The 14,565-nt window shown below is 59.9% G+C and carries 6 protein-coding genes; all 6 read left to right on the top strand.

Annotated features, from left to right (window positions below; translation table 11 throughout):
- The first annotated feature begins 17 nt into the window (after positions 1 to 17).
- The 6 genes from VFX97_10160 (at position 18) to VFX97_10185 (ending at position 14,560) form a co-directional block, all read left to right on the top strand.
- On the top strand, positions 18 to 1,382 hold the full coding sequence (locus tag VFX97_10160) for a hypothetical protein (protein HEX5703549.1): 1,365 nt from the start codon (positions 18 to 20) through the stop codon (positions 1,380 to 1,382).
- 15 nt (positions 1,383 to 1,397) lie between these two features.
- Positions 1,398 to 2,924: a hypothetical protein gene (locus VFX97_10165; GenBank protein HEX5703550.1), complete on the top strand. Its 1,527-nt coding sequence runs from the start codon at positions 1,398 to 1,400 to the stop codon at positions 2,922 to 2,924.
- A 48-nt stretch (positions 2,925 to 2,972) separates the two neighbouring features.
- Entirely contained in the window at positions 2,973 to 7,445 is a 4,473-nt protein-coding gene (locus VFX97_10170; protein HEX5703551.1) for a DUF11 domain-containing protein, read from the top strand.
- Positions 7,446 to 7,600: 155 nt separating this feature from the next.
- Positions 7,601 to 10,156 (top strand): DUF4157 domain-containing protein, encoded by a 2,556-nt coding sequence (locus VFX97_10175; GenBank protein ID HEX5703552.1) that lies wholly within the window; start codon positions 7,601 to 7,603, stop codon positions 10,154 to 10,156.
- A 19-nt stretch (positions 10,157 to 10,175) separates the two neighbouring features.
- Positions 10,176 to 10,730, top strand: coding sequence for a hypothetical protein (locus VFX97_10180; protein HEX5703553.1), 555 nt, complete (start codon positions 10,176 to 10,178; stop codon positions 10,728 to 10,730).
- Positions 10,731 to 10,885: 155 nt separating this feature from the next.
- On the top strand, positions 10,886 to 14,560 hold the full coding sequence (locus VFX97_10185; protein ID HEX5703554.1) for a DUF4157 domain-containing protein: 3,675 nt from the start codon (positions 10,886 to 10,888) through the stop codon (positions 14,558 to 14,560).
- The last annotated feature ends 5 nt before the right edge of the window (positions 14,561 to 14,565 follow it).

The following is a 14,565-nucleotide window of genomic DNA, read 5'->3' on the forward strand; positions in this document are numbered from 1 at the left end:
AAGAAAGGAAAAAATTTATGGCTGACCCAACGACAATTGTTCAGTACGCGCAACAGCGAAGTGCCAAGCTTTCCTCGGCGTTAGCCGCCGCCAAACTCCAACTGGCCGACGCGGTTAGCACCATCGGTACTGAGCGCGCCAAGTTAGACGCGGCGACGACTGACTTCGCTTCACTCGAAGAACAAATCGCCGCGATCAGGGCAAAACTTTCCGCGATTCCCACCCCGGCCGATGGCGATTTGCTGCTCGCGCAACTCGAGCAGGCGATTATCGAATCGCGCGCGAAACGGGCCGCCATCACGGCAGCCAAGACTGCCATGCAGGCGGCCCAGAGCGTGGAGACATCGGCCGCGGCGGATGTCACTAGCTTGACTGCGGAAGCCGCGAGGGCCGCGGCGTTTCTCACCCAGGCTGAGGCGGCCAGTGTTGACCGTAACAAGTTGACTACCGACCTCGACGGGCCACTGTCGTCACTAAACGCCGATGCCGCGAAAGCCCTCGATGAAACCAAACCGGCTGGAGCCAACTTTAAGAAAGCAAAAAAACGGGTGGGAGACGATTTACCTAAGCCGTTGCTGGACCGGGCGCTGAAAAGACGAGAGGCCGCCGCGGAACGGATCGCAAAGCTGACGGCCGCCCGGCAAACCGCGGACGCTGCCGTGCGGAAAGAACGCGAGAAGAGCGGAGCTATCGCCCTTGCCGCAAGTTCGTGGGTGACGCTGGTGCGCGCCGAGGCGGCCGCGCGTGAATTCGTGAACGCCGGCAAGAGTCGGTTTGATCAAGCAACCACGAAACTGGCTCAGGTTGCAGATCCAACCGTGGCTCCGCTTACCCCTGAACAGCTTGGCCGCTTAAATGCGCCCGATCCCTTGAAGACCAGCCGCAAGGACGCCGCCGACGAAGAGAAGGCGGTGGCTGCATTGCACAAGACCTTCGAAGATAAGCAAAAGGCCCTCGCCGACGCGATCGTGGCGGCGAAGGCGGAGCCGGACGATGCGACCAAGCAAACCGCGGTCACGACCGCCGAGGGAGAAGTGGCTACTGCGAAACAACTCTTCGAGACGGCCCTGGGCACTTATCGAGGTGGAAACGAACCAATCATGAATGCCTGGGAAGCAGCCGTGCCTGATGCGACGTGGCGTTTGCTACACGACTACGCGGAAGCGGTCGACACCCTCAAGAACATGCCGGACCCGGCCGTGCTCAGCAAAGACGTGAAGGACGCTGAGAAGAATTTCGTGGCGACGCAACTGGTGGCCGACAAGAGTGCGAACGTGCTGGTTGATCTAACGACCGAGCAAAGACAACGCGCGGCCCGGGAAGAAAGTGAGTTACAGAACAGCGCCGCGAATTTGTTCGGAGCTTTGCGGGGAGATAACTGAAAAGAGGAGACGCTTATGGCTAGCCCGTCTGACATCGGAACGAGCCAGGCAGCCGACACCAGTGGTGCCGAGTTACTGCCACTCAGCCCGTTCGATTCCTTGAAATATCACTTTGGGATGCTGCTTGGCGTTGATGACTTTGAAACCGAACAGGCTTATCACCGCGCCAAGATGCGATTGCATAACGCCTGGCTGCATCGGCAGGGCGTAGTCTGGGGTTACGGAGTCGGCGTTGAGAATGATCGCGGAGAAATTCGCGTCAAGGCCGGTCTGGCGTTGGATGCTGCCGGTCGCGAATTACATCTCGACGAAGACCATTGCGTTAACGTCGCGGAATGGTTTGACAAGCACAAGGGCGACCCCGGGTTTGATCTCGTACGTGATGCCTTCGATGTGCACGTCGTCATTTGCTTCAAGGCGTGTCTGGACCGGCAGGTGCCGGCACTGCTGCAGCCGTGTGATAACGGCGGCACTGGCACCACATATTCACGGATTCACGAAACCGTAGAGATTAGACTGTTGCCGGCGCTCGCTGGCGATCGGGCCGAGCCGTATCGCCGTCTACGCATATTGTTCGGCATTGAGGAACCTCAGCCGCTTGATCAGGCAACTTTCGATCAACTTGCGGCCGCAACAGAACTTCGCCCCGAAGATAAACAGCGCCTTGATACCGCGAAGGCGGATCGACAGGTTCTGACGAGCATCGACGAAATTGAAGCGCTGGGCGTCGATCAACAAGCTGCCGCATTGCTCAAGGCTTTCCACGAGTTTGCCGCGCTGGACGAAATCGACTTACAGCCCGCGACCAGCGACGGGCGTCGTCTGCTCTTTCCGGGCACGGACGACGACTGCGTCGTGTTGGCCAACATCACGGAACTGAAGCTTACCCAGCAGGACAAGAAGTGGATTCTGAGCGGCGGCAAAGTCGACAGCTCAGTGCGGCCATCGCACGTGGCGACGACCACGATCCAGGATCTGCTCTGCGGGCGATTCGGAGCGAGCACGTCGCCAAACGCGGACACCGGCCCGCGCATCGATCCTGCTTCGGTTGCTTTGACGTCGAACGCAGTCATCTTCACCAGCGACAAGCCGCTGCACCCCGCGAGCATTGCACCGATCGCTTTCTCGGTGACCTTCTTTGACACCGCGCAGGGTTGGCGGACGTCCAACGTCACCGCCGCTTCATACGCTGGTGACGAAACGAAAACGATTTCACTCCAACTGGATGGCGAAATCAGCGGCCTCGTCCGGCTAATGGTCTCTGGCTCAGGTCCCGCTCCCATTCTGGGTGCGGACTTGGTACCGCTGGCGGGCGCTAAGGGTGGACCACCTGCCTCGCCGCACAACGGGCGTGATTTCGTTTTGATGAAAGACTTTGACGTGACGCCGGAGGATCTGGGTGAAGAGGGGCTTTCCGCGGACCCCGAAAACGGCGGCGGCGGGAACGAAACTGAGCCTGTCGCGGACACCAAAAACGGCGGCGAGCCAGGGCCGAGCAGGGCACCACGCGCGGCGCGCAAACGAAGCACCTCACGGAAATAGACTCGGACCGGTTAGTAGCGAAGTTGTTCGAATAGAAAGGAACCGAACATGGCGACGAAAGAATCACAAGCTCTCGTCCTGGCGAGCGAAGCGAACGGTTACATAGTTATCCCGCAACCCACACCCCTGACGCGGCTGAATTACTTTGATGGAAAGTTTCTGCGCGCCAGCGATCTGAAAGCGGAGCAGGACTACTTGCGGCAGCTCGTCGCCTTATCTAACCAGGCTGGCGGCGCCGGCGTCGCCTACGGTTTCGATGTAACGCTGACCAAGGATGTAAAGGGTGACCAGCTCGAGATCGGCGCGGGTCTGGCCATCGATCCGAGCGGCCGCGTGCTTTATCTGCCACGGAGTGTCTCAATAGATGTCCAGCAGTTGATCGAAAAGTCGCGCTCGGACACAAAGTCCTTCAATGAGATAACCATCCGCGGCAAAGGCAAGTTTGCAGAGTGCGAGATTCCTCCTCCTAATGCGCCCGAGGTCGACAGTTCCCAACCGCGAGACGTTTACAGAATCGTAATTTCGGCTGCCGACGCCCTCTGCGGTGAAGAAGACGTCTACGGAAAGCTGTGCGAAGAAGCTTGTGCGACCAGCACCGATCGCCCGAACGCGATTGAGGGCATCCTCGTGCGCGCAGAACAGCTCAATTTGCGCACGCCCCTGCCGAATCCAAAAGTTATCGCGCTGACGCAGACGCATTTTCGTTCCCGGGTGGCCGCTGCTTATTTCGAAGACGAACGCCGCCGCATCGCAAGCTTGATATCAAAGTCGGGATTGGGACAAGAGACCTGGTGTCTGGGCGCGGACGCCGCAGGCGGAAGCGGTGTCGCGATCGGCGTGATTGCCCGAGGCGCGGCAGCCTTTCTCGATGCCTGGATCGTGCGGCGCGAACGAATCTCTCCTGAGGCCAAGCGCTACTGGCAATGGCGCATGATGATGCGGCCCTGGGACGTTTTTCTGGCCCAGGTACTTCAATTTCAGTGCCAGCTTCGCGACCTGTTTTCGAAAGACGATGCGCGTAAAGGCGACGACGACCCTTGCGGTGGCGCGCGAAGTGCGCTGAAGGACGCGGCTGCGACGATTTCCGAGCTCCGAGAATTCTATGTGTCAACGGCGCAACGCTTCACTCTGCTTAGGGAGAACCGGGAAGAGGCGACTACCTTCTCCGGCGGCATATCGAAGCTGACGACGCTGAATGACAAGTTGGCGGAAGTCATCAAAGGCCTGGGCACTTCAGTCACCAGTGATCGCGTGTTGATTAACGGCGGGATCGTCGAATTGCCGAGCGCCGGATATCTGCCCGTGGTGCCCGGCGAGGCCGCGCCCATCAACCAACAAGTGCGACGGCTGATGGGTGAAGGCGTCGACCTTCGTTTCTGCGTGGTCCGTCCCGACTATGTCGCGCACGCTTTGGAAGAAGCCCAGCACATGGAGCGTATCTCGCTGCTTCAGGGTCTGGAGGATGCCGAGCGTAAACCGGAAGTCGACATTCTGGTTCCGAACGGCGAGGTGCTCGAACAGAAACAGCTCAGTCCTGGTTCGGGTTTCGAAGCCAGCGTCGATCTCGGTAGCGGCCTGATAGCTCCTGTGAGAATTAGCGACGTAGCCTTGCCTCCGGAACAGCCGATCAATTTGAGAGGCGCGGCCCGCGTTGAAATTTTGCCGACCGGAGGCGGCGCATTCTATCTAAGTGCCCAACGGCAACAAACGCGAACAACTGTGGGTCAGATTTCCGGCCCCATGATCGTGGACTCAAAGACAGTCACTCGGGAAGACAGCCGCATAGTCGGCGCTGACAAATCCGCGCACGTTAGCGGATTCGGTGCCGCCGCCGCAGACTCCAAAGCAACCGTCAATACGGACACTGTCGGCGATTTTCTATCCGTTGCCACGCAGTCACCCCCGCGTTTGGGACTTTGGATCAGCCTGCGTTGCGACCCCAACGTGTTCGGGCTCAGGCGTGGCGACTCAGCCAACATTGATGCGCACGCGATCCTGGCCAGCGGCGCCGAGAGGACTCCCCTGCTCGAAGTGGAGTTGCACGGGATCATCCGAATCACGCAACCGACCGTTACCAGTGGAACGACCCAGAAAGTCACCGGCCATGTTGAAAACGCGCGACTTTCATTTCGCGGCACGGTGTTGGGAAACGCGCAAACAATCTCGAACGGCCTCGTTGACTTCGATGTCGTCGCCGAGCTGCGTAACAAGTCAGCGATCACAGTGCGAATTGACGGTCAGAAAGATTTTATTTTCACAGCTGATTGGGGTCAGGAGCCATTGCAGGTTTCCGCCGAATTCGCCGGCCTCTTGCTGAAAGGCAACACCCGGACAGGAGGGAAAACGTTCGCGTCCGCCAATCTCAAAGAGGATGCCGACGTCCTTTCTGACCAAGACAAGAGACATGTTCAGGCGGTGGCAGCCTTAGAGCTGATTGCCAAGATTCTCAACGATCCGGATTTTGCCGACGCGAAACGACGTCTGCTGTTTCCACCGCCGCCGAAACCGGTTGAGGAGTTGCTGGTGCGCGGCACCATGGACTGGGTCTTGTTCCATCGCCGTCGCACGCGCCGCTGTGAACCCGACGTGGTTCCAGCGCCGGTGCCGCTGCCGCCACGCCGCTATATTTTCTGGATGTTAGTGGCGGCCAATGCCGAGGCCGTGCGGACTGTCGCCGCAGATCTCGCTGCCGGAACGCCGCTCAACCGCGAACTGGTTTTCATGAAACGCGTCGATATCGTGGAATTTGAGCCGGGCCTCGCGACGTTGATTTCCGAACCAGACGATGTCGTTGAGGATTGGAAGCTCACCGATCCCGGCCCAAGGATCGCGCATGCCGCCATTGCCAGCGCCACCGCCAACGACGGCGACGCCGTTGCGAATAGCCGTCTGGGGCGGCTGGAAAAAACCGTCGCCGGGGTTTCCAGCGCCACCAACGCAACCTCGCAGGTACTGGCAACGGTGCATCCGGAGTTGGCCGTCGAGAACACGGACGGCTTTGTTGCCTTTATAACTCTCAGGGAAACCAGACCCGTATGTCACAAGGTTTCCACCTCGCGAGATCCTCGTGAATTCGAAAGAGTTCTGAAGGTAATAGCTGAAGGCAACCTGGATGACATTACGGGCATTTCTGAACTAGGACTGTTAGGCACAGCCGAATTCAAAGGCGGCACGGCTGAGGTCCTCACGCCGGACAGCGCTTCCGATCCGAAGACCTGGCGCCAACTGGGCGATACAGCGGAAGCGATGATAGTCGTCACCTCTAACCAGGATGATGACGCCGTTCCAATGGCGCAGGCTAAGCTCATCCTGGATCGCGTCGGCAGTCGGATCGAAGCTCGAAGTGTCAAAACCCCCGGTAAGCTGCCGACTACCAGGATACCTTGTCCGGCATTCTCTGTGGTGCTCGTACAAGAGGCAGAACAAACGGTTGCTTGCCGTCTGGACGCGAGGACCATCATTTTTGTGGCGACACCAGGGTCCCCTTCAACGGAACAGCTCACTATCAACAACGATTCAAAGACGGACTTCAAGGTAACCCTTACGACGACCACGGCACGCTTTGCCGTGACGTCGCCCAAGACTCCATCCGTAACCGTGGCGGCCGGGAAATCGATCAAGGTGGCAATTCAATACTCGCCGGCGGCAGGAGGTACGAGCGGCGAAGACAAGGACACACTTTCGATTATTACCGAACCGACTGCGGGCCTGTGTCCTACGGTGGCGTTGGTGGGCCAGCCAAAACCAGCTCCGCAGCCCGCGGATCTGAGCATTACAAAGAGCGCCAACGCGTCGACGGTAACTTCCGGCAGTACGATCACCTACACGATCACATTACGCAACGGGGCTTCAGTCGCAGCCACCGACGTGAATGTTACTGATCAGTTACCGGGTAAGGAGGCTTTCCTTAGCGCGCGCGTTGTCACCGGCGCGGGATGGGGCGACCCGGTCGCACCCCCAAAGGAAACGATTGGTGGCACGGTTGTTTTTTCGAAAGCAAGCATGGGCGCCAACGAGACTGCCACGTTCGAGATCGTTATTAGAGCCGGCGGCATCGGGCCAGTTATTAACAACGTGCGTGCGCAGGCCAAGAATGATCCGAATCTTAGTCAGACGAGCGTCACCGTGAATGTGGTGCAAGCTTCGGTTACGCGAAGAGCCCTGCTCATCTTTTCAAATCTTTTCGACGGGACGCGCGTTCCTGATGGAACCACGAGCACCGAATTCACCTTTGTCAACGAGCTTCCGAGCGGGACCACACTGGAAAGCACGCTCAAGGGCGCGAATATTCGTGGAACTGATGCCCGCGTAACATTGGCAACGACGGGAACCCTGGATTCAGGTGCCGCGAAACGGGCCACGGCCGTCGGCGACGCTGTGAAAAAGGTTGGCGCTGTAAGCTCTTTGAGTCCGAATTCCCAACAGCTGAGCGCGGCCGACCGGGCATGGCTCGTGCGAAACAAAATTGACATAACGAACATCGACGACGTGATCTTTGTGGATCGAGTAATCCCCGGCTAGAGCGCGGAAGGTGTTCGCTATTCGTAACCGGATCGCGCCGAGCGACCTGCAATCTATTTGGAGGTGGTTGGGCCTTTCATGAGTGAGCAATAGTTTCGTTGTCCGGACGGTCGGCCCCGTCCGCACGCACATGCACGCAGTTCAACCGTGGTGGAATGTTCGCCTCAGACAAAAAATCCGCCAGTCAGCAACCGGCGCCGGCGGAGGGAGAGAAAAGCGGCGCTCAACGCGAAGCCGCGCTGAATCCAATCTGGCGATCGCTCGCCTTCAACTCATATCCCGTTCAAGCGAAGCTCGCCGTAAGCCAGCCTGACGATCCGCATGAACTCGAAGCAGATCGCGTCGCCGATCAGGTGATGCGAATGGCAGCGAGCCCTCCCGACCGGCCTTTGATCACGCCGCTCGGTCCATTAGAAGCGTCACGCACGTGCGCTGCATGTGAAGAAAACAAACAGCAATTCGTCCAGCGGAAGTGTGCCGGCTGTGAAGAAGAAGAGGAAGGACAACGTCTCCAACGTCAAACATCCGCCGGAACTACCGCGCGTCCCGCGGTGCCATGGCAACTACTGGGAACCCTCGGAGCAGGCGGCCAGCCGCTCGATAGAGCAACGCGCTCTTTCTTTGAACCGCGTTTCGGTCGCGATTTTAGCGGCGTCCGCGTGCATACCGGAGGCGCCGCGGAGCAATCTGCGCGCGACGTCCAAGCCAAAGCTTATACAGTTGGAAGCGACATTGTATTTTCGGCGAACCGATTTGCGCCGACCACTACCGAGGGAAAACGGTTGCTTGCCCATGAGCTAACTCATGTGGCGCAGTCGCCGTCGATTACAGCAGGTGGGACGCGTTCCAACGGCAGCCCGATCATCTATCGCACGCCTGAGGAAGCGGAAGCACTTGTCAGCCGCCATACTTCATGGGGGTTTCTTAGCGAGGCTGGGCTCGGTCAGGAACTCTTGCAGATGGCTCTTCGTGGTGAGCTTGCCCTGATCGATGAAGTCTTCACGGCGTTAGGTTCGACCGACCGTGACGACGTAGCGTACGAGCTCACGCTCGCGGCCACCGATGCAGACCTTGTTCAACTCGCAGGTACCAGCCCAGGCCGTCGATTACTTGACCGAGTCTTTGACGAGATGACGGCGGGAAGCGTGGCTGCCGAAGAACAGGCGCAGGCGGATCGGATTCGCCAGGTCACCACGCGCGCAACCGTCAGCGCGAGCGACTTTGATGCCGCCGCAACCTCAGGCCGAACAAAAATCTTCCCGTTTCGCCTGCCGGGTTTCACTGTATTTAACGACGCCCCGATCGAGGCGCGGCGCGTGCCGGGCGGAATTTGGGCCCATTCGTACGTGCGCGTGCTCGGCACAAGTGAGTTCCGGCGCGAAACGTCAACTCTACCGACGGACTATTTCCTCGGCGGAATCACGCTGCCTGAGAGCGAGGTCATCGGCGTTCGCCTTTACGATCAGGGCGGAATCATCCACTACACGACGCCGCTATTCCTGATCCAGCTCGCCAATGCCACGACCCAGCAGGTTCTGGAGAAGATCATTGAAGCCGCCGGAATCGGATTGACGCTCGGCACTGGTGCGTTGGCCGGTCTCGGTGTTGAGGCAACTCTGGCCGCCCGCGTGTTGCTGTGGGCTGATCGCGCGGCCTTCATCCTGGGCACGCTTACATCCGTCTTGCGTGAACATCGAAGTTGGATAATCGAGAACTTCGGCCGCGGATTCATGGATGCGGTCGATGTCGTGCATAGCGCGGTCGCGATCTACGGAATGGCCCGGATCGCCATCGAGGCGCCGCGCATGATCAGGAGCTTGAGGGACAGCTACCGCGCATTCCGCGAGGCAGCGGAAGCCCGGGGTTCCACGTTCGCGCCAGCCGAACAAACCACCATCCGCGAAGTCACCCAGAGCACGGACGAATTGATCGATCAAGTCGATAACATTCGAGGTGCACGTACGCCTGGTTCGACCGCGCCGCGAGAGACCGCGGAGCCGTTGCCCGGTACCGCCGGGCCTGAGGCGCCTGTTCCGGCGACTGAGCCCCGACCTTCGCCAACCACCGAGCCGAGCACGCCGAGCACAACGCGAGAGCCAGTTGCCGAACCATCTGCGACGGAACCGATGGCGCCCGCCGCGGCCGGCGCCCGGGGCAGCTATCGCCCGACGCAGGCGGAACTCGAAGGATATGCTGATCGGGCCTGGAGATTTCTCGGCGGACGGGGGGCTCGTCCGGCCGTGGTAGAGACGCCTCTCCCGCCGCGAACTGCGGGACGGTTTGGATCAGATCCCCCGACGATCGAGATCGGCACGGGCGCGGAAAGCGCCGGCCACGCCATCAATACTGTTTGGCACGAAGCGACGCACGGCCGACTGCGTCAAATATTCGGATTCCTGAATGAGCATTTAGGACATTCGTGGAGGCGAACTCTGCTTCGACCCCTTGATGAAATCGCCTCGTACTTCATGGGTGGCCTTGGTCGTGTCGTCCAGGGACCTACCGTGTTCAGCCGCCTGAGGGGACTTTTGGAAATGTTCGCAGCGCCATTTTCGGCATGGGGATCGATGGCCAATCTTACAGAAAGGCTACTGTGGATACCCCACATGCTGGCTTATTTGGCGGCTTTGGTCACAGCAGAAGTTCTGATTCTATTGCGTATCTTGCGACCACGTGAACCAGAACCACGTCATCCTTCCTCTACTCCGTGAGGTGCGCCGCGTTGAGCGATTGGCGCGACATCTCGCTGAGCCTGTCGATCCCGCGGAAGCGTGGGTCGCGTTCCATACGTTCACGCCGGAAAGCAAAGATGCTCCGGGATGGCTTGATCGTCTAATGGCGCCTGCTACGCATCGCGTTCGGCGAGAACCCTACGGAGACGTGGTGCGTTTTGAGCGCGATGGCTTTTTCATCACTGGCCGGGTGCCCTTCACGGGAATCGCGTTGCCCGACGGCGGTAGTGTGGTCGCGTTTCGCGCGATGGTCCGAAAGGATCTAGCACCGGTGGTACTACGCTTTGCCGCAGAGCGGCTGTGGGCTGCGCATGGTTGGAGATTTCCGGAGGATCTCACGCACCCGATGGCGTTCGCCGCCGTGCTTGAATTGGCTTTTGCGGGTGACTATCAATGCCGCTACCGCCCGACACCCGGCGCCGCAGCGAGAGAGACCGAAGGTTACTTGCCCTTGGAAGCAATCGCTCCGCCCTACTGGCGCGACGATAATGTGCAGCTCCGGTGGGGGCCGAAATCGCTAGGGTTCTATTCGGATCGGTTCGGTTGGTTTTAGTCCCCAACCCTCGGCACTCGACAGCCGCCAACGATGCTTTGGGAGGCGAATCAAACGTTGCTTGATTGCCGGTGTCACCAGAGAGACGCTGTTCAATGTGGATCGTGAAGGACGAGTGTCGGCTCTGCATCCCTAAACATAAATAAGGAATTCGCGTGGGCAATTATTTCAAAACTCAGAAGGCGCGCGTACTTCGCAAAGCTGATGCGGCGAAAGCGGAACCAGTCACCGAGACGCCGGAACTCGAGCGTAACGAAACATGGCAATCACTGGCATGGGCGCCGGTGGCCCTCCACGCAAAGCTCGCCATCAGCCGTCCTGACGACCCGGACGAGCGAGAGGCTGATCGAATTGCCGATCAGGTAATGCGGATGGCAACTCCGCAATCGGAAGTTACCCATGGCTCGACGGCTGCTCCAAGCTCACTAAGAGTGCAGCTTAAGTGCGCTCCGTGCGTCGAAGACGATGAAGAGCAAATGGTCCAACGCAAGTCTGGTGCTTCCGGGAAGGAAGAGCTGGCGCGGAAGGAACTGAGGCCGCGTGTCCCGTGGGCAACGACGTCGCCGGCTATCGTTCGCGCCGCCCTGAGCTCGCGCGCCGAACCGCTGGATCTGACGACGAGGTCATTCATGGAAGAGCGATTCGGCCGTGACTTCGGCGGCGTCCGAGTGCACACCGGAACTCAGGCCGAAGCTTCCGCGTCACAGGTTAACGCGCGCGCTTTTACCGTCGGCCGCGACATAGTTTTTGCTGCCGGTGAGTACTCGCCTGCGTCGGACCGCGGCCGCCGCTTGTTGGCTCATGAACTAACTCACGTGGCCCAGCAGGCAGCGGCCGGTTCAGGGCAAAGCCACGGTCCCGCAGGAGCAACCGCTGCACACCCACCCTCCGCAGCGCCGGCGGTCGCCCAACTTTCTGCGCCAAGAATTCAGCGTGAAGGACCTGACGACGAAGCGCCGACAGAAGGATCACTACTTTCGCCCGAGTCACTTGAAGAACTTCGTCAGAACGCAATCGAGCTTTCGTTGGATGATGAGCAGTGGCTGGCCGACAATTTTCCGGACGGCTTCACCCTGCGCCGGCAGACCGTTGATATTTTAACAATCGGCGGCAGCCGCGCTAACGGCTACAAGCTGAGAGGCGTGCAAGTGGCCGCCCCGACTCCGCTGGAGTCCGGCGTTCAGGCGTGGTTCTTTCATGTCGACAAAGGCCGCGCGATTCTCGTGAATTCTACGCGCACGGGCGAGGGCGTGATGCTCGATCTGGGAACGGGCGGCACCGGGGGCGCGGCCCGTTTGATCGAGGCGCTCGAACGAGTCATCGGCGGCGGCTTGGGCCGAGCGCCGGAACGCGCGATTGTTTCTCATACGGACGCCGATCACATGCGGGCGGGCCGCGACTTTCTTGGGACGGCAACCTTTTCGAATACCGCGATTCAGATCGCGGCTGAACAACTCAACAGCGCGGTCGGCCGCCGCGATTGGCGAAACATGGGAATCACGCTGGCCCCAACGCAGCAGCTAATTCAAATCCAAGTAACCGGCGGGGCCACCGGAGGCGGTGCGGTGCACGAGAACCGTTTGGTTTATGACGGCTTCGTGATGACTGAATTTCGATCCGTAGCCGCGCACCGTGCCTTGACGGCCCCCGGACGGACAACTTTCGACAAGAACGCCACCAGCCCGGTCACGATCGTCACTGACTTGGTCACCGGCGAGCGCATGCTCTACACCGCGGACGGCACCGGTCGTCTTTTCAACGAGGTGATAAATGCCGTCGGCGAGCAAGCGTTCGTGAGACTGTTGGGCGGAGCCGGTCCCGGCGGCGCGCTGCGGACCGTCGAGTATCCGCATCACGGCGGCCGGGTGTCAGGTGGCCCCGATGTCTCGGGAGTATTGAGGATGCTGCGGCTATCCTTCGAGGCCAGCAACGGGCGCGTGGACTTTATTACTCAAACCAGTAACCAGTTCGCCGGCGCGCCGGGGGCTTCGATTCGCTTTCTCGATCTGGTCGGCGTCGACGTTGAAAGAATTACGGGCGGTACAGCCGCCGCCGGAACTTCAGAGGTAACGCGGTTGCGGGGCACCACAACCGAACGAGTGACTTTGGATGTTTCCGGAATTCGTAGCGCCGTCACCATGGCCCAGACTTATGAGACGGACATCATGGTGGCGTACCAACGCTTGCACGAGTTGCGCGTGGTTCAGGAGCGCGCCGGCACTTTACACGAGGGGTTAACCGGCGCGGGTGTCCCGCGTCCGCTACTCGAGTCGGTATCGCAGATACGCACTGATCTACAGAGTTCCGAAACATCTTTGCGCACGGCCGCCGGACGGGTGTGGGCGGAACTCGGCGTGGCCGCGGCGGCCGCCGGTGGAATGCGCAGCACCGCGGACATGACCGCCGTGAACGCTGAGCTGCGGCTCCTCTCGGCTGAGGTTACTCGAGTTGATCCGACCCAGGCGCGGAATGGTCTGCAAGCTCACGAGCTCAATCTTAATGCGTACGGAATGTGCTTTGTGACTTTGGCGCGAATGCTTTCGGCGCTGCACGGCGAACGCTACGAAGAGCTGAATCAGCTGCAGAGCCGCTATCGATCGCTGGTGATCGAAGCGCGGGCCATGCTCGGGCCCGCGGAAGTCGCCGAGCACGTCCGTTCATCCTGGGCCGCGACGCGCGCTGAATGGACACCGGAAAAACTCCAGCGAACCGGCGCAGCGCTCGGCTCAATGTCCGCCGCTCGGCGCGGAATGATGACCGAGTACCGGGCGGACTTGCTGCAATCACTCGGGCGGCAAATGCAGCTACAAAGGCTGATGGAAGAATCGATGGGGGGCCGGACCGTCTACGGTCCAGGCGGTACGGCGGTCATGCCGGCGAGCACCCGCATCGGGGCCGGCTTCATGGCGCTGATCGAAATCGCACGCATCGGCCTTGAGTTGGCGGTGCAACTCGAAGAGGCGAATGCCGCTGCCGAAGCAACTGCGTCGCGGGAACGCGTCGAGGGCGCCATGACCGTTCTCTGGTGGTCTGAACAGGGCGCGACCCCGACGCTCGCGCTGGTGCAGCGTGGGTTCCTGGGAGGCTACAACGTTGTTTCGAACGCCATGTCCCAGTCCGACCTGTGGGATGTCGCTCGCGGCAACTCGCCGGCGGACACACCTGAGCACGAGAAGATCGTAGTCACGAATGTGCCGGATGAAGATCTCCAATTTATAATCGCCCGATACTATCTCAGCACCTTTACGTTGGCGGATTGGCATCGCGCCAACGCGCAGAATCCTTCCGGTGAAACGTTCCGCCATTTTGAGGATGGTTGGGGCGTGCGATTGTGGGACGAAGAAGAAAAACGCTATATGTACATCATCAAAGAGGCGATTCAAACTCCGCTCGAATCGCTCCATCGAAATCTGGAGGCGGGAACGCTTGAATCCATGGAGAGAATGGAAAGTGAGTCCGAAAGCGGGGCCGCCACCCTGAGTGATACGGCCTGGGTCTTCGGACAGGATCGAGTGGCATGGGTATACAACCGCGCCGGGGGCGTGGAAGAGATTGATTTTGACGCAGTGCATCCGCGGTTTATACGCACCGGCGGGACGAACTGGATGTTTGGCGAGGAACTAGTTGTCGTGCGCGCGATCGATATGCCGACCTACAGGCGACTCAGTGAGTACTACTGGAAACGTGTGACGGGCACTTGGATCGGGGCGGGCGGCGGTGGTTACTCGTACGATGTTTATCGAAATCGGGAAGGGCTGGCTATGGTGCGATCCGAAAACCTGACCGCTGCGCCGGCGACGTCGAGCAGCGAAGGCAGCACCGGCGGTTGATCGCT

The organism is Pyrinomonadaceae bacterium (assembly GCA_036277115.1).
Lineage (GTDB): Bacteria > Acidobacteriota > Blastocatellia > Pyrinomonadales > Pyrinomonadaceae > UBA11740.

Coding starts and splice junctions, on each gene's coding strand:
- VFX97_10160 (HEX5703549.1), top strand. CDS start 18: ATGGCTGACCCAACGACAATTGTTCAGTACGCGCAACAGCGAAGTGCC.
- VFX97_10165 (HEX5703550.1), top strand. CDS start 1,398: ATGGCTAGCCCGTCTGACATCGGAACGAGCCAGGCAGCCGACACCAGT.
- VFX97_10170 (HEX5703551.1), top strand. CDS start 2,973: ATGGCGACGAAAGAATCACAAGCTCTCGTCCTGGCGAGCGAAGCGAAC.
- VFX97_10175 (HEX5703552.1), top strand. CDS start 7,601: ATGTTCGCCTCAGACAAAAAATCCGCCAGTCAGCAACCGGCGCCGGCG.